The sequence below is a fragment of the Vibrio campbellii CAIM 519 = NBRC 15631 = ATCC 25920 genome (assembly GCF_002163755.1).
Classification (GTDB): Bacteria; Pseudomonadota; Gammaproteobacteria; order Enterobacterales; family Vibrionaceae; genus Vibrio; species Vibrio campbellii.
The window spans coordinates 1,582,318-1,597,796 of the sequence record NZ_CP015863.1 but is presented as its reverse complement, the minus strand read 5'-3'; the positions used below and the strand labels follow the sequence as shown (position 1 = coordinate 1,597,796).

Here is a 15,479-nt window from a genome sequence, read left to right as displayed (position 1 = left end):
CACTAACATTCCAACATGAATGTTACATCGATACGGCGCTTCTCTTCATTAAACAGATTCTTCACCATGCCTTTGGATAATGTAAGTTGAGTTCTGTCGAAAATAAGCTTTTTTAATAATATGAACACTCCTACCCAGCCTCACACCTATACTGATTTTAAGAGCATTGAAGAGGGCATAGATGATGTCAGCAACAACTTTAGGCAGTGATTTGGCAAAATTATTTTTTCTCTGCATTGCATTATTCAGCAAGGTTCTATGTGAGAAACCAAGGTTTGCAGATCACGTTTAAGCGAGCGCTCAGATTACGGCATCTTGTTCTCAATTTGCCCTTATGCGTATATAGATTTCTTCTTTATCTCACATATCGAAATGGTCGATGATTTCTAACAAACAGCAAATATAGCCAAGTATAAAAGCAGCAAAAGCGATGTGTATGCCATCACACATTTCTAGGGAGATCCGTGGAGAATAAAAGCGAAACCTTTCATTTCACTCTCTCTTAAAAGCCACTATGCACCTAAACACTCTAAATTTTGCTGCAGTGCGCATATTATTGCATACAAAAAAGAATATTTGCTAGCAATTCATTCTCTTGGGATATATTTTCTAGCTCAATGTTTACAAATTATTTAAATGAAAATGAAAATGAAAAACAATAATCTTAAGAAACTACGAACTGCATTACTTCTTACGCTTACCACTTCAATGATGGGTTGTTCTTCTTTGGATACTCACCTTGTGGGAGGGTATGGAGCGCCGTTTTCAGGAACAACACTGGCAGTCGCGTCCCAACCTTGCGCTTTTAGAAACGACTCGGTGGTCGACTATGTCTTTTACCCTTTGACTTTCATCGACATCCCGCTCTCTTTAGCAGCAGATGTCGTCTTTCTTCCGGTTGATTTAGCAATGGTGTTTACGCCAACGACGGACTATCGATTTGCATTAACACAAGGCTGTGGCACACATAGCATGATCTAAAGTTTGTTGTTAACTCGACAGATAGCATTTTTACAAAGGCCCTAAACAACGAGGAAAATGCATATAGGCATACCTATTAACCTGCTTATTAATCAGGTAAAAGTATATATGTTGAGTTAACAAAAATGGTTCTCTCTTTTCTACTGCCGCCGGGAGAGACAGTTTACAGCGCGGAAATAACCAACGTCACGCTTGTGGGTTACTCCATTAACTATACTGGTACATTAACTTCCGAAGCAAACGACGCTGTTGTGGATATATGCTGATGTGGCATCAAAGCTAACCATTCTTTGATCTCAAGTGACGGCGGCAAGGCGGTAAAGATTAAGATAGCTTTTGGATTACCGGCCGCTAGTAAGAATTCTTGTTTGGCTAAACCTCATCGGTTGCGAGTATTTTCGAGTTCAGAAACAGGACTTGCTCCCGAGCGCCAAAGATTAAAGGCAATCCACAACAAGTAAGCCGTACCCACAATTTTAATCGTTAGAAATACAGCCTCAAAAGCATAGAGCACGACTGCTAAACCAGAAGCAGCTAAGGCAATCATTACAGCGAACGCAACAATACGACCAAGACCCGCAATAAAAGCTGACTTGAAGCCGTAACAACGAGCATTGTTCATGGACAATAGATCGTTTGGACCAGGAGTCATGTTGAGCGCATAACACGCAGGTATAAAGCGAAAACATACGCCTTATGAGTGACTTAGTCACGAGGCGGAACCAACTACTCACCATGCAAACCATGGAAAGAAACCGACTACAAATATTACCCAAGAACATCTCATCGACTATTACTCGATTCTAACCGCTCTAAAAAATCAGCTTGAAAAAGTAGAGGCAAAGATAGCAAAACTGATTGAGAGCAGTCCTGAGTATCAAGCTAAGAGCACAATCCTTCAAAGCATGCCTGGCGTTGGAAAAGTCTTAGCCACCTCCCTAATTAGCCATCTACCCGACCTCGGTTTTATCACTAACAAGCAAGCCTCTTCTCTCATTGGCATCGCACCTATAACAAGAGAAAGTTGACGCTTCAAAGGCAAACGGATGATAAAAAGAGGTCGACCTCAAGTTAGAACTGTCATGTACATGGCGATGATGTCGGCTATCCAGTGCAACCCTGTATTTAAGGCTACTTATGAACGATTACTTGCGGCAAGAAAACCTAAAAAAGTAGCGATAGTTGCCTGCATGAGAAAGATGGTTGTGACACTCTATTCAATGATAAGAGACAGCACAATATGGGATAAAGATAGCGTCAAAAATTAACTATTGACGCCATAGTCTATTGTATCTAATCCGGCTATAAGTTTAGACATAGTGACCCACATTAGAATTTTGGCCACAAAAAATAACAGGTAGATTTACACATTCAGAGGAATATTTTGGTCACAGATGGTCACAATTGTGACCATCTGTGACCAACAATATAAGATTCACCCGTTGTCTAGTGCATAATTTGGAATACTTAGCCAAACTTGAACCTTAGCTGTTGGATAGATTAAGACTGGAAATACCGTCGTAATATATGCCAATTTGCTAAACGCCAGATGCAAGAAAGCCAAGCTAAATGCTTGGCTTTCTAGTTAAATTTGGTGGATCCGGGCGAACTCGAATCGCCGACCCCCGCCATGTCAAGGCGGTACTCTAACCAACTGAGCTACGGATCCAATTTTTTTTTCTTTGCATTTCTATGCGTTAAGGAGTGGTGGGTCCGGGCGAACTCGAATCGCCGACCCCTACCATGTCAAGGTAGTACTCTAACCAACTGAGCTACGGACCCATTCCTTAAGAACGAGTTGGATATTAGCTATATCCCATGAGGGGTGCAAGCACAAATTCACTAACTTTGATTCGTTTGGCGAAAATGTAAACTCAACATCCAATTTTGGACGATTTTATCGCCAAAGCTTTGTATTACCCGCTGTAAAAGTGTGATCTAGTTAACTTTCGTGTTTGGGGTTAATTGTCGTAAGGCACATCACTGAGCATCCAAATTTGCAAAACTTGCGATACGTTTGGGCAATCTCCAAACAGAATTTGGTATTTAGGCTCAAATGGTTCACCAATAAACGTCGTTCGAATCAGTTTGCCCGTTTTGAGATCCACTTGGGTACTTACCCGCCCTTTGAAGTTTTGGAAAATCGCAAACTGCTCACTGTGGTAAACCATCTGCTCACGATAAAACAAGAAATGGTCTTGAGGTGTATCTGTTAATTGGCATTCTAGTGGTTTTAGTGACTGCTGAGCATGGCTGCTGAACGTGAGTAGCAGCGCTGAAAGAATCCATCCATATCGCATAACGCTTCCCTATTCTTCTTTCTTTATCAAAGTATAGGAGCTACTAGGACGGATGCTGATAAGTGTTGCGAAATGCTATTTTTAATCTTCATCACACATTTAAACTGTATGTATATACATGTCTTTTAATTATTCTATGATTCGTTGATTTTTTCGTTAAGAGTTAAAAAATGATCCAAAATCTTGAGCCTGGCATTCGAGAGTTAGTAGAAGAATTCCAATCCAATGGTAAGCCTTGCCCTTCAAAACAAACTATTGCTAATCGACGAACTGGTTATCTCAATAGCACCGTATTAGCGGGTGAAAGCCCTAAACCAGAGAGAGAATTCTTGGATGTAGTGAATGGCATTCAAATCAAAGTGTATAAGCCAACTAATGAAGATAACTTACCGCTCACGATTTATTTTCATGGGGGTTGCTTCATCAGTGGTGGCTTTGAAACGCATGACGCTCAGTTGAGACAGATTGCCGTTCAATCCAACTCGATCGTCATCTGTATAAAGTATCGACTCGCACCAGAATACACGTATCCTGTCGCGCACGATGACGTATACCACGCCGTACTTGGTATTAAAGAGCATGGACACAAATACGGCGGGAATCCAGAACGAGTGGTATTTGTGGGCGATAGTGCCGGAGGCCAGTTGGCTTTAGCGACGACGTTAAGGCTTAAAAAATTGACCACTTGGTTACCAGAACAACAAATCCTGATTTACCCAATGTTGGATCCGAAAGGCAGCTCTCAGAGCTACAAAGAAAACGGCTCTGACTACATCATTACCGCAAACATGCTTCTGTCTGGTTTTGATTTGTATACCAACAACGATCCTAAAGTGCTTTCTGAGCCGGACCTTAACCTTATGAGCGCAGATTATCGAGGATTACCTCCTACGACAATTATCACAGCAGAATTTGATCCCTTACGTGATGAGGGCGAAACATTGCGCGAATTAATGCTTGCTCATGGCGCAGAAGTAAATTGTGAACGCTACTCAGGCGTTATCCATGGTTTCTTTCAACTCTCCGGAGTCAGTGAGTCTGCAAAGCGCTGTATCGCCTCAATTTCAAAACAAATCAAAACTCTCAGAGCTCCAACCGCTTAATTCGGTTTACTTCTCACTATCAATGAGGCGTAGAGCAACACAAAAAAGGCTTCAACTAATCCAGTTGAAGCCTTTCTCTATTTCATTATCTGGGAACGAAATGTTTATTCGTCTTCTGTATCAAACACTACATTGTAGTTTTCTGTGTAAGTACAGTTTGGCTGCCGGCTACAAGTAAAGAAGCGTCGACCTTTAAACTCACCTTGGCTTGCAGTTTTGATGATCATCGGGCTACTGCACTTTTTACAAAAACGAATTTCTTTGTCTGGTTCAATCAGATCAATGTGTGCCGCCAATAGACGACGTAAACGACCCACTTGATAGCTGTGTTTTACCGATGCACCAATCAAAGGCAGATTTGCCGATTTACACACATGCATGAGCAGCTTTTGGCGCTCGACTTTGCCTTTGTGTAACTGCTGACCGTTATCAAGCTCAATAATCACGCGAGGTTCAAGCGTTCTAGGATCACAGATAACGTAATCGAAGTAGCTGCGTGAAATGCGGTTACTGGCAATAAAGAACTGCTTTTTGTTCTTAATCTCTTTTGGCGCGATCAACGTTGCCATGTTTACTTTGGCAAACACCACGGCATGATCACCAACCGCCGCTCTTAACGCATTAAAAAACGCGCCTTCCTGCCCTTTTAATAAAGGACCTTTCGAACGGTATGGGAAGTCTCGCGTATCATCGTTTTTGATCACGTACTTTTGAATGATAAAGAAGAAAACAACAAGAAGAACAACAATGATAAAGATGTTGGTCATAGATAAAGTGCGCCCAAAACAACTAGTTGTTCAAAGCCTAAATGTAAATCCTAAGCAGAGCAACAAAACCGATAAATTTTGCGGGGTTGATAATAACAGTCGCCTGCGTTTTGGACACGATTTTTGCGTGAACCAGAAAGAACAAAAACGGACTCCATCAAGAGCCCGTTTGTTAATCATTAAGATGTAGAGAGAATGCTAGCTGTTCGCGTCGGGTTGGTTCTCAGGCATGGCATCAATAAACGCGGGCAATTGATTACACGCTTCTACAATCGAGCTAATAACCGGATAAGGTGTCATATCCACCCCAAAACGTAATGCGTTGTACACTTGAGGCACTAAGCAAATATCAACAATAGAGGGAGAGTCAGTCACACTGGAGATACAGTTTCCATGTTGTTGTCGATGCTGATTTAGCTTCTCTTCTAATGCCATAAAGCCTTGATTTACCCAATGATGAATCCACTCGACTTTCGTCTCTTGGTCACACGACAGCTGCCCTTCTAGGTACTGCAATACGCGCAAATTATTGAGTGGGTGGATCTCCATCGCGATATCCTGAGTCATAGCCAAAGCTTGGTAACGAAGTGGCGATGGTTCTGGAATCACTCGAACTTGTGGATACTGATCATCAAGGTACTGAATGATGGCAAGAGATTGGTTGAGTTGGATATCACCATCCACCAGCACTGGCACAAGCTCAGAGGCATTTAACTCATGGTATTCCGCGCTGTGCTGCTCGCCGCCATTACGTACCAAATGAACCGATTTGGACTTGTACTTCAGCTCTTTTAAGTTCAAACAAATGCGAACTCGATAAGCCGCCGAAGAACGCCAATAGCCATAGAGGGTGATGTTATCGCTCATACTTCCCTTGCCCCTCACTCTCAGTGTTTTAGGTATTGGCTGACTTGCTGATCAATCGCACCAAAGATCGAGTTGCCATCTGCGTTAAACATCTCAAGCTTGATAGAGTCACCAAACGACATAAAGCTCGTCGACGGTTTGCCATCACGAATGGTTTCAATCATGCGCACTTCTGCGATACACGAATAGCCCACGCCACCCTCTTCGATAGAGGTTCCGTGCTCCGTACCCTGTTTGTTCGATACTGTACCAGAACCAATGATTGCACCTGCAGAAAGTGGACGTGTTTTGCTGGCATGGACAATCAAGTCAGCGAAATCAAACGTCATATCTATGCCTGCATTCGGGCAACCGAATGGCGCGTTGTTATAGGTTGAAACAAGCGGCAGATGCACTTTGTTCTCATACCATGCTTCACCCAGCTCATCTGGCGTTACTGCAACAGGAGAAAACGCTGAAGACGGTTTTGATTGGAAGAAACCAAAGCCTTTCGCCAGCTCCGCCGGAATCAAACCACGCAACGATACATCGTTTACGAGCATGATAAGACGAATTGAATCTTGTGCTTCTGCAATGCTTGCCCCCATCGGCACGTCACCGGTGATCACGGCAATTTCACCTTCGAAGTCAATGCCCCACTCGTCGCTGGCAAATTCGATGTTGTCGCAAGGACCAATAAATGCGTCAGAACCACCTTGATACATCAAAGGATCGGTCCAGAAGCTTTCTGGCATTTCCGCACCACGCGCTTTACGCACTAGTTCGACGTGATTGACGTAAGCACTGCCATCCGCCCATTGATAGGCGCGAGGCAATGGTGATGCTAGATAGTGGGATTCGAACGCTTCACTTCCTGAAACCGAACCATTGTTTAGCGCGTTATAAAGCTCTTCCAGTTGTGGAGCGACTTTGTCCCAGTTATCCAATGCCACTTGCATGGTTGGCGCGAGATGCATCGCGTGGAAAATTTCAGTTGCCGGAACACATTGTGTCAGGTCTTTGCTCACGATCATCAATAGACCATCGCGAGTGCCATTTTTCTTGGTTGCTAATTTCATCCTTGCCCCTTACTTCTCTTGCCAGCTATAGACGTATTCTTTGTTTTCAACCTTATCGAGCTCGTCAGAGAACTCGAGTGCGTGACGCGTATCAATCATCACTGCCACTTCATCAGTAAACTTCTTCTTATATTCCTGACCCGCTTTGAACGCTTTTGGATGAGGGCCGTGAGTAAAGCCTGCTGGATGGAAAGTCACCATGCCTGCTTCTATGTTGTCACGGCTGAAGAAATCCCCTGCGTGGTAGAACAAGACTTCGTCATAATCGTCATTGTTATGATAGAACGGCACCTTCAGTGCGCCAGGGTCGCTCTCGATTGGACGTGGCACAAACGTACACACCACAAATCCAGCACCAACAAATGTAGTGTGGGCAGAAGGTGGTAAGTGATAGCGATGCGACATCAAAGGACGAATATCACGCCAGTTCACTTTCACCACGGCCAAATCACCGTGCCAACCAATCGCATCAAGCGGGTTGAATGGGTAAGTAATCACGCTGACTTTGTCATGGCGCTTCACATGAACTTGAGTTTGATCTTCTGAGTATTGCGCACGGAACTCATCGTTAATGGAAGGCGTTTCCAAAACCGCTGGGTCGAAGACAGCATGATTACCCACCATGCCTTTTTCTGGCAAAGAATAAGCAGCATCAGTGTTTTCAATCATCAGAACAAACATTGGCTCACTTGGTTCTAATCGCCAACTGGTCGAGCGTGGGATCATCACGTAATCACCTTCGCTCACTTTGAGATGACCATAGTCGCAATAAAGATCTGCTGTACCGTGATGGATGAATAGCAGCTCATCGCCATCGGCGTTACGCACCAAGAAATCCATCTTTTCGTCCATACGCCATACACGGATCTTACAGTTGGCGTTGTGTAGAAGATGCGGCACTGCCCAAGGCGAAATCTGACTCGCCGGTTCGACTAGGTTGAAATCAAACGCGCGCGGGCGTAAATCGCCTTCCCAATCCAACCAACCTGTCGGTGCGTGTTGATGATGAAAGTGTGCCGCAGGGCCGAAGAAGCCACTTCGACCTGCTTCACGTTCGTAAATTGCCTCTTCCGGGAAATCAGCATGTGCTTGTTTGGAGCACACTCCCTCCCGATGAGGGAATGTGATCCATTTATGCATCGTTTAGTACCCCTCGACGGATTTGGTCTTCTTCAATCGATTCAAACAGAGCTTTGAAGTTGCCTTCACCAAAACCCTCGTTGCCTTTGCGTTGAATGATTTCAAAGAACACCGGACCAATAACGGTCTGAGTGAAGATTTGCAGTAAGATACCGTCTTTGGTTGGCGCGCCATCAATCAGGACTTGCAGATCACGCAGTTTGCTGACCTCTTCCCCGTGTCCTTTTACGCGTTCGTCGACTTTCTCGTAGTACGTGTCTGGCGTTGGCATAAAGTCCATGCCGCGATCACGCAGTGTTTGAACGGTTTGGTAGATATCATCGGTTGTCATCGCGATGTGCTGAATACCTTCTCCGTTGTATTCACGGATAAACTCTTCAATCTGCGATTTGTCATCAGAGGACTCATTGATTGGAATGCGGATCTTGCCACAAGGGGCGGTCATTGCGCGGCTAACAAGCCCAGTTAGCTTGCCTTCAATGTCGAAGTAGCGAATCTCGCGGAAGTTACCAATGCGCTCGTAGAATCCTGACCACACGTCCATGTTGCCTTGCTTCACGTTGTGGGTCAGATGGTCGATTTCGTACATACCAACGTCTGCTTTCGCTAAGCGCTCTTCTGCATCATCGTAGAAACGAAAGTCGACATCATAAATGCTTTGTTTGCCGTAACGGTCAACGAAGTACAGAAGGCTCTCACCAATGCCGTAAATTGCCGGGATGCTCAGCTCCATAGGGCCGATTTCCGTTTTGTACTCCTCGCCACCGTTATCCAGTGCTTGCTTGAGTGCGACGTTGGCGTCTTTCACACGAAATGCCATGCCACAAACTGAAGGACCGTGAACTTTAGCAAAGCCTTCTGCCTGACTGTGCGGCTGGGCGTTAACGATAAAGCTGATGTCACCTTGTCGGTACAGCCAAGCCTCTTTAGAACGGTGTTTTGCGATCTCTGCAAAACCCAACGATACAAACAGCGCTTTCAGTTGTTCAATACCTTCACTGTCCGCCGCTGTGTATTCCACAAATTCGAATCCATCCGTGCCTAATGGGTTGTAGGTGTCCACCATGACTTTCTCCTTATGTCATTGTTGTGTTTGAACATACGTTCTCGTTCGATATTTCTAACTTGGCGCAGGAGGAGAAAAATTGGAATACATGAGTGGAAATCTGGCTTTGCGCAGTTTTAAACTTCGATTGTAAAATTTATGTTACAGCACATTCAATTAACGCAAACGTTTACCAAAATCATAAGTAAAGCAAGTTATATCAATGCATTATCATATCCAATACCAATTTACACGCCGATCCATGATGTAAACAGTTTGTTACCGCGGTGATTTTTGTGGGCAGTAACGCGCATTTATCATTCAAACAACGTCAAGATAAGGATATTTATATGGAATGACTGACGATAAGTGTTAGTATCATTTTTTAATCACAATACTGGCAATAGTTATGGCACGCCGAACTCACGAAGATACCCAGATCACCATCAACATCATTCTCGATGTGGCAACAGAGCAGTTGATCACGCTTGGTTACGAGAAAATGTCTTACACAACGTTGAGTGAACAAACAGGTATATCGAGAACGGGGATAAGCCACCACTTTGCAAAGAAAGCCGACATCCCGCGTGCCCTGCAAGGTAGACTACTTAAGATGATGATGGATAAACTCGACCTTTCTGACAATGAAGCTGCGTTTATCGCCAGTTGGAAACATCATTTTGATGATGCTGAGTTTATGGCGATTTGGCGTTTGGCATTCTTGATGACAGTTTGTGAACATCACACACCTTATCTCTGTGACTTCCAAAGTCAGGTAGAGGCTGTTGCTTCCTACAAGTTAAATAAAGACTGTAAACACGTTATCGAATGGTTGATAGGATTAACTCTGCTCACTCTTCATAAAGCTCAATAACAATCACTCTCTCCAAGTAACAGTGCACATACAAACTTTTTGATCTGGGCTCACAAAACAGAGAATGAAAGCAATAAGATTCAAGCGACCGAACCCTTTTAAGAGTTAGGTCTATCCAGAAAAGCAGAGCGAAAGGACATGAATAAACAGAGATTGTATTAACCCACACGCATGATATTGCTTCAATAAGTGACGAACAAATTAAAATCGACTCGACAGATATATTGGTAACTTTTCATCAGCTACAAAAATAGCTCGACTCTGTACATAAATGCAGCATCAATTCTGTTGAATCATAGACTTTCCATCTCTCATTAAATTCGTCAAAAGCTCATACTATACCCAAGTAACCTCGAGATGCTTGGTTCAGCGAGAATGACTTGGTTTGTAGACGCGGCGGCGATTTGAAGGCTTAGTAGGTCTAAACATTGATTGACTAAGTAAACTCGCTTTTAACTCGCTTTCGCATATTTCTACATTCATTGTGTACTTTCGTGACCACCGCATCAGATCCGGTAATTAGCAGGTCAGAATAATGTCAGGCAGAGGCGTTTTTTGATTCAAGACAGCTTTCACTTGGATTAGCTGTGTAATAAGAGGTGTTCTGTTCCCTTTCGGGCTCGCACTCTATACCGCTGCGGTCTCGACCAAGAAAGAAAGAGACATCCAAATGACACAAATTAATCAAGAACGTCTAGTTGAACATTTCTGCCAACTGGTTCGCATCGACAGCGAATCTATGAATGAAAAAAAAATTGCAGAAACTCTAGCTGAGCAACTGGGCGAACTAGGCTTTACGGTTCACAAACTACCTGTACCAGAACACATTTCTAATGGCTTTAACGTGTACGCTCGTCTAGAAGGTAAGAAAGAAGGCTCTATCCTAATGAGCTGCCACATGGATACAGTAACGCCTGGTATCGGCATTGAGCCAATCATCGAAGATGGCATCATTCGCTCTAAAGGCAATACGATCCTTGGCGGTGATGACAAGTCTGGCATCGCAGCAATCATGGAAGCGGTTCGCTGCATCCAAGCTGAAAACCTAAAGCACAAAACGTTAGAGCTTGCTTTCACTGTACATGAAGAAGGCGGTCTGTTCGGCTCTGAGTACTTCGACATGGCGCACGTAACGTCTAAAGAAGCGATCGTACTGGATACAGGCGGTCCTGTCGGCACCATCGTGACAGCGGCACCTGGTCAGCAAAAAATCGTTGCGACAATCAAAGGCCGCCCAGCACACGCAGGTCTAGCACCTGAAGAAGGCATCAGTGCAATCATGGTAGCGGCAGATGCAATCAACCAGATGAAGCTACTTCGTATCGACGAAGAAACCACAGCAAACATCGGTATGGTAAACGGCGGTCAAGCGACAAACATCGTAATGCCAGAACTGAAGATCGTTGCTGAAGCACGCTCTCTAAACGGTGAGAAGCTAGAAGCGCAAGTGAACCACATGATCTCTACCTTCGAGTCGGTATGTGAAAAACACGGCGCAGAAGTTGAAATCGAATCAAGCCGCGCGTACGACGCATTTGTTATCGAAGAAGACAACTCTCACGTCTCAGCAATCAAAGCGGCATTTGCTGACATGGGCATCGATGCATTCACAAAAGGCACTGGTGGCGGTAGCGACGCAAACAACTTCAACAAGAAAGGTCTAACAACGGTAAACCTTTCTACTGGTATGGCAAAAGTACACACCACTGAAGAATTCATTGCCGTTGACGACATGGTGAAAATTACTGAGTTCGTTAAGCATTTCTTAATAAAATAACTAAGACTCTGAAATAGTTGCGATTCTTACTTAGTTTCGAAAAATAAGCTGGTCCCTTTCTTGCCACCTGCACGAAAGGGGTTTTTATGTACGTTGATTGACTCACCTATTTTCAGCAATACCTTTATTACACATTGATAAAACGGGAGTCTGATCAAAAATTTATTTACTAAAGTGATTATTACTTTTTTCAATGATTGCTCGGATGCAACCTCCCTGTGCTTAAGACTTGTTTATCGGGGCCAAGGATATTCCGTTGCTGCTAATTTCGATTAACCCCTCACCTTCAATAGGTTTTGTCGTCTCTTTTTCCCAAATAGTTATTCTGTCAGCCCCATCTACTTTTTTGAAAGAAAGATCTTGGAAAACTTTGGCAGTTTGTCGGTTCCTCTCCGTGGGTAGATATTCAACTTTAAGAGAGTGCCAAGCAGCTTGACGACACAGATCAAGCAAATAGTAAATAAAAGCATGCTCGACACGCTTAGATTGTACTCGGCAACTAAACATTAGGTCTGTCACTGTGTGTTTAGTGATATCTATTAAGCAAAAGCCCACTGTCCCATAATCACCAAATTTATCTCTAGCCATAAGGTATAGAGGTAACATCAAGTCGTCTTGTAATAAATTCATGAGCCTTTCTCTATCATAGCGTGTCGCTGAAAAGTTCATCTGGTTTGTGCGCTGTATAAGCTCATGTACACGGTCAATATTATTAATATCGGCTCGACCGATTGATAAATTGATTTCAGATTCCTTAATAAACTCGAAGTATGAACCATTGAAGTCCGTCAATGTGGATGAGCGTTTGTGTTGACTGATATAAAAGTCCCTCCGACTGCTCGACTCTGAAGAAACGCTTGGGTTGAAGTCCCTCATGTTTAGCAGTGACATATACTGGTCATGTTCAAAAACACGAACACTCTTCAGCGAGCGCTTTACCTCGCTCCTTTCAAATGGAGAGTCATCAATGAAAGCAATCGAATCAAGACCAACATTAAAATCTTCTGAAATACGACGTATGTTTTGGCTTTTGGGATCCCAATTTATTTGTGGAAATACAAAATAGTGACTGAGGCCCAATGATTCTAGTTTTCTCCACGCCTTTTGGTGATCATTTTTACTCGCTATGGAATTCACAATGCCTCTTTTATCCAGTGTTTCAATTACATTTCTGATTCCCTCCTTGAGATTGATCCCTTCCTCACCATCTTCAACCAAAATTCCATCCCACAGGGTATTGTCTAAATCCCATACCATTACTTTGACGCTTTTATCTCTCCCTTGAGATTCATTTCCTGCATTCTTCAAATGGTAGCCTTGCTGAATAAAGCCAACAAAGCCAAACACAAAAGTAATTGGATCAGAGTCGCTGTCATCCGTTCGGTTCGGCGTAATATTGATAAAGTGTAGGTTAGGGTAGTCGATATAGGGGGCTATTTCGTCAAAAGGTATAAGTACTTGATGATAGCCTGCAGATAGGACAATACGCTTTTGATAAGGAGGCCGCTTCTCGTTGCCTTGCTTGGCTCGAATAACAAGACTCAAATCTACTGGTATCTCACTGTACACCTGCATACAAAACGCATCTGCTAGTTCAATTGGTTGAGATTTTTCGACGATCGATTTTTTATAGCGTGTTGCGAGACGTGCTATTATTCCCTTCCTTCCTCTGAACGATATTTGATCTGTTAATGTACCACGGCGAGCTATCCACTCAGCCTTCGAGGCCTTTGCTTGAATTTTTTCGGCATCATCCCTATTGAGAACACCAACACAGCCTGATGACATCATGGCTCCCCACCGTTTAAAATCGACCTGCACCAAGGGGGAGTTGAGTTCAGGTAAGTGAATAGGAACCATACCATTAACAAATCGCCGACAGTGACCATCTCTTCGAGCTCGATAAAGGTCGCATGTCTGATAACAAGCGGGCATGGCACACTCTGTGCAGTGTTCTTCCCATTGCAGCACCGAATACCTGACACAGTTATTTATAAAGGCTTCTCCTTTACTAAACTCTTGCAATACTTCCTCGGGAATAGAGATAATTGAGTTTAAGTCACCGTCGCCAAGAACCTCAAATTGATACATAAGCACCGCCTTTACCTTTAAATATGAGAACTCCCAAAAAGATGTGACAGAAAGATTTAATCGTTATCGGAAGAGTTGATAGAGCCTTTTTTGTTGGAGAGGTCAGGTGTATATGGGTAAATGGATTTCGGTTCGACAAAGTTAATGCCTTTTGCTAAAAGAGCCGGCAGTAAGCGTTGTACTAATGTAACGACTTTTTCATTGTTATCATGCATGAGTATTACATCATGATGTTTTATGTCTTTTAAAAGCCTTTCATACATTTCATCGGCAGTTTGATGTGAAAAGTGCCCCCACTCTCCCGATTCGACAGACCATAAAATAGCTCGCATTCCATGGCATTTAATAGCTAGCCACGAGGCGAAAGTTAGGCGGCCTTCCGGTGGCCTAAACAACGTTGGCTCTCCTTCACTGTATTTATTTAAAATACGCTGGCATCTTAGCAGATCCCTAGAGTAGTGCTGATATCCAAGCTTTTTGGGGGTCTTATGACAAAATGAATGATTGCCTATACAATGCCCTTCACGGACAATTCTTTCAACAAGCTCTGGGTATTTTTCAGCTTCTCTGCCAACGATGAAAAAAACAGCTTTTAAACAGTGCTGGTCGAGGAAGTTCAAAATTTTTGGAGTAATAACTGGGTGTGGGCCGTCATCAAAAGTGAGTAAAACTCCATCCTGTTTGGTTTTATACTCAGCTATAAAAGACGGCACAAACGTTTTCAACATGGCTTTGATCTTAGACACGTTTTTTCCTTTTGCGAAACGTTTCATCTATATAAGTTATAGGTGCTGAAAGTTGAAAGTCAAACAGGCATAAACACTAGTAAAAAACACCAAAAAGCTATGATTAAAATGATGGTTCCCAGTAACATCTTTGTGTTGACTTTTTTTAATTGTCACTCTTGATTCAATAAAAAAATTTAGACACTTTGGTGTTGCCCTCAAACCAAGTTACACTACCTCTCTCTTTCCCCACTTATGATTCATTCCCATGACTGACGCTGATATCGAGCTGCAACACCTTTGGTTAGAAGTCCAAGCTGGGCGCTGGCAGAACCTGTCACGCTTTTTGTTTAGCTATTACTGCTACAAACACGACCTCGTGAGCCAAACCAATAAAGTGTGTTGGGAAACTGCCCGTGCTTTAATACCCTGTTCTAAGACGATTACCGCGCGCAAACATGCGGTTATCGAACCATTGATACCGGAAGATACGGTCGTTGGACTATTAAAAACCATCAGCAAAGATGGCGACATGAGCTTTGAAATGATGACGAGCACACTCGACACATTTTTGCGCTATGTTGTGATCAGTAAACAAGAAAAAGCCCAGCTTAAACCCAACATGCCGGCAAACTGGTATCAGCAAGAGGCTAAGCCATTAATGGCGCGTTTTGAGCTCGCAGGTATTGTCATTTAAGGTAATGTCCCAAACTACGCAAGCCATCTATCATCGTCGTTTAACATCAAATTT

At 43.4% G+C, this 15,479-nt stretch carries 13 protein-coding genes, 2 tRNA genes and 2 pseudogenes; 6 read left to right on the top strand and 11 right to left on the bottom strand.

The window, feature by feature from the left end:
- Positions 1–648: 648 nt before the first annotated feature.
- Positions 649–981 (top strand): YceK/YidQ family lipoprotein, encoded by a 333-nt coding sequence (locus A8140_RS07515; RefSeq protein ID WP_005528282.1) that lies wholly within the window; start codon positions 649–651, stop codon positions 979–981.
- A 304-nt stretch (positions 982–1,285) separates the two neighbouring features.
- Here the strand turns inward: A8140_RS07515 and A8140_RS07510 are convergent.
- A pseudogene (locus A8140_RS07510) lies at positions 1,286–1,633 on the bottom strand (LysE family translocator); the annotation flags it as partial.
- A 35-nt stretch (positions 1,634–1,668) separates the two neighbouring features.
- On the opposite strand from A8140_RS07510, the pseudogene A8140_RS07505 reads away from it, so the two are divergent.
- Positions 1,669–2,249 (top strand): annotated as a pseudogene (locus A8140_RS07505) (IS110 family transposase); the annotation flags it as partial.
- A 324-nt stretch (positions 2,250–2,573) separates the two neighbouring features.
- Here A8140_RS07505 and A8140_RS07500 read toward each other — a convergent pair.
- The 3 genes from A8140_RS07500 to A8140_RS07490 all read right to left on the bottom strand — a co-directional run bounded on the left by A8140_RS07500 (position 2,574) and on the right by A8140_RS07490 (position 3,281).
- Positions 2,574–2,650, bottom strand: a tRNA-Val gene (locus A8140_RS07500).
- A 36-nt stretch (positions 2,651–2,686) separates the two neighbouring features.
- Positions 2,687–2,763, bottom strand: a tRNA-Val gene (locus tag A8140_RS07495).
- A 179-nt stretch (positions 2,764–2,942) separates the two neighbouring features.
- A complete protein-coding gene (locus A8140_RS07490) occupies positions 2,943–3,281 on the bottom strand; it encodes a hypothetical protein (protein WP_005528279.1) in 339 nt (112 codons plus the stop codon).
- 170 nt (positions 3,282–3,451) lie between these two features.
- Between A8140_RS07490 and A8140_RS07485 the strand changes: the two genes are divergently transcribed.
- A complete protein-coding gene (locus A8140_RS07485; RefSeq protein ID WP_005528276.1) occupies positions 3,452–4,384 on the top strand; it encodes an alpha/beta hydrolase in 933 nt (310 codons plus the stop codon).
- A 104-nt stretch (positions 4,385–4,488) separates the two neighbouring features.
- Here A8140_RS07485 and A8140_RS07480 read toward each other — a convergent pair whose 3' ends face one another.
- From A8140_RS07480 to hppD, 5 genes are all read right to left on the bottom strand, one after another.
- On the bottom strand, positions 4,489–5,151 hold the full coding sequence (locus tag A8140_RS07480) for a DUF2726 domain-containing protein (protein WP_005528273.1): 663 nt from the start codon (positions 5,149–5,151) through the stop codon (positions 4,489–4,491).
- 198 nt (positions 5,152–5,349) lie between these two features.
- Positions 5,350–6,018, bottom strand: coding sequence for a maleylacetoacetate isomerase (maiA, locus tag A8140_RS07475; protein ID WP_005528271.1), 669 nt, complete (start codon positions 6,016–6,018; stop codon positions 5,350–5,352).
- 20 nt (positions 6,019–6,038) lie between these two features.
- Complete coding sequence (locus tag A8140_RS07470) at positions 6,039–7,076, bottom strand: fumarylacetoacetate hydrolase family protein (protein ID WP_005528269.1); 1,038 nt, start codon at positions 7,074–7,076, stop codon at positions 6,039–6,041.
- 9 nt (positions 7,077–7,085) lie between these two features.
- Entirely contained in the window at positions 7,086–8,216 is a 1,131-nt protein-coding gene (locus A8140_RS07465) for a homogentisate 1,2-dioxygenase (protein WP_005528266.1), read from the bottom strand.
- A complete protein-coding gene (hppD, locus tag A8140_RS07460) occupies positions 8,209–9,282 on the bottom strand; it encodes a 4-hydroxyphenylpyruvate dioxygenase (protein ID WP_005528264.1) in 1,074 nt (357 codons plus the stop codon). The genes A8140_RS07465 and hppD overlap by 8 nt, the downstream gene beginning before the upstream one ends.
- Positions 9,283–9,670: 388 nt before the next feature.
- Between hppD and A8140_RS07455 the strand changes: the two genes are divergently transcribed.
- Together A8140_RS07455 and A8140_RS07450 are read left to right on the top strand one after the other, a co-directional pair.
- Positions 9,671–10,135 carry a TetR family transcriptional regulator gene (locus A8140_RS07455; RefSeq protein WP_005528262.1) on the top strand — a complete coding sequence of 155 codons (465 nt, stop codon included), beginning with the start codon at positions 9,671–9,673 and terminating at the stop codon, positions 10,133–10,135.
- Positions 10,136–10,805: 670 nt separating this feature from the next.
- The gene (locus tag A8140_RS07450) at positions 10,806–11,912 is read left to right on the top strand and encodes a M20/M25/M40 family metallo-hydrolase (RefSeq protein WP_005528260.1); all 1,107 of its coding nucleotides are present in this window, start codon (positions 10,806–10,808) and stop codon (positions 11,910–11,912) included.
- Between the two features lie 222 nt (positions 11,913–12,134).
- Here the strand turns inward: A8140_RS07450 and A8140_RS07445 are convergent, their stop codons facing one another.
- Together A8140_RS07445 and A8140_RS07440 are read right to left on the bottom strand one after the other, a co-directional pair.
- Entirely contained in the window at positions 12,135–14,003 is a 1,869-nt protein-coding gene (locus A8140_RS07445; RefSeq protein ID WP_005528258.1) for an HAD-IIIC family phosphatase, read from the bottom strand.
- Positions 14,004–14,059: 56 nt separating this feature from the next.
- Positions 14,060–14,749, bottom strand: coding sequence for a polysaccharide deacetylase family protein (locus A8140_RS07440; protein WP_005528256.1), 690 nt, complete (start codon positions 14,747–14,749; stop codon positions 14,060–14,062).
- Between the two features lie 247 nt (positions 14,750–14,996).
- On the opposite strand from A8140_RS07440, the gene A8140_RS07435 reads away from it, so the two are divergent.
- On the top strand, positions 14,997–15,425 hold the full coding sequence (locus A8140_RS07435; RefSeq protein WP_005528254.1) for a hypothetical protein: 429 nt from the start codon (positions 14,997–14,999) through the stop codon (positions 15,423–15,425).
- The last annotated feature ends 54 nt before the right edge of the window (positions 15,426–15,479 follow it).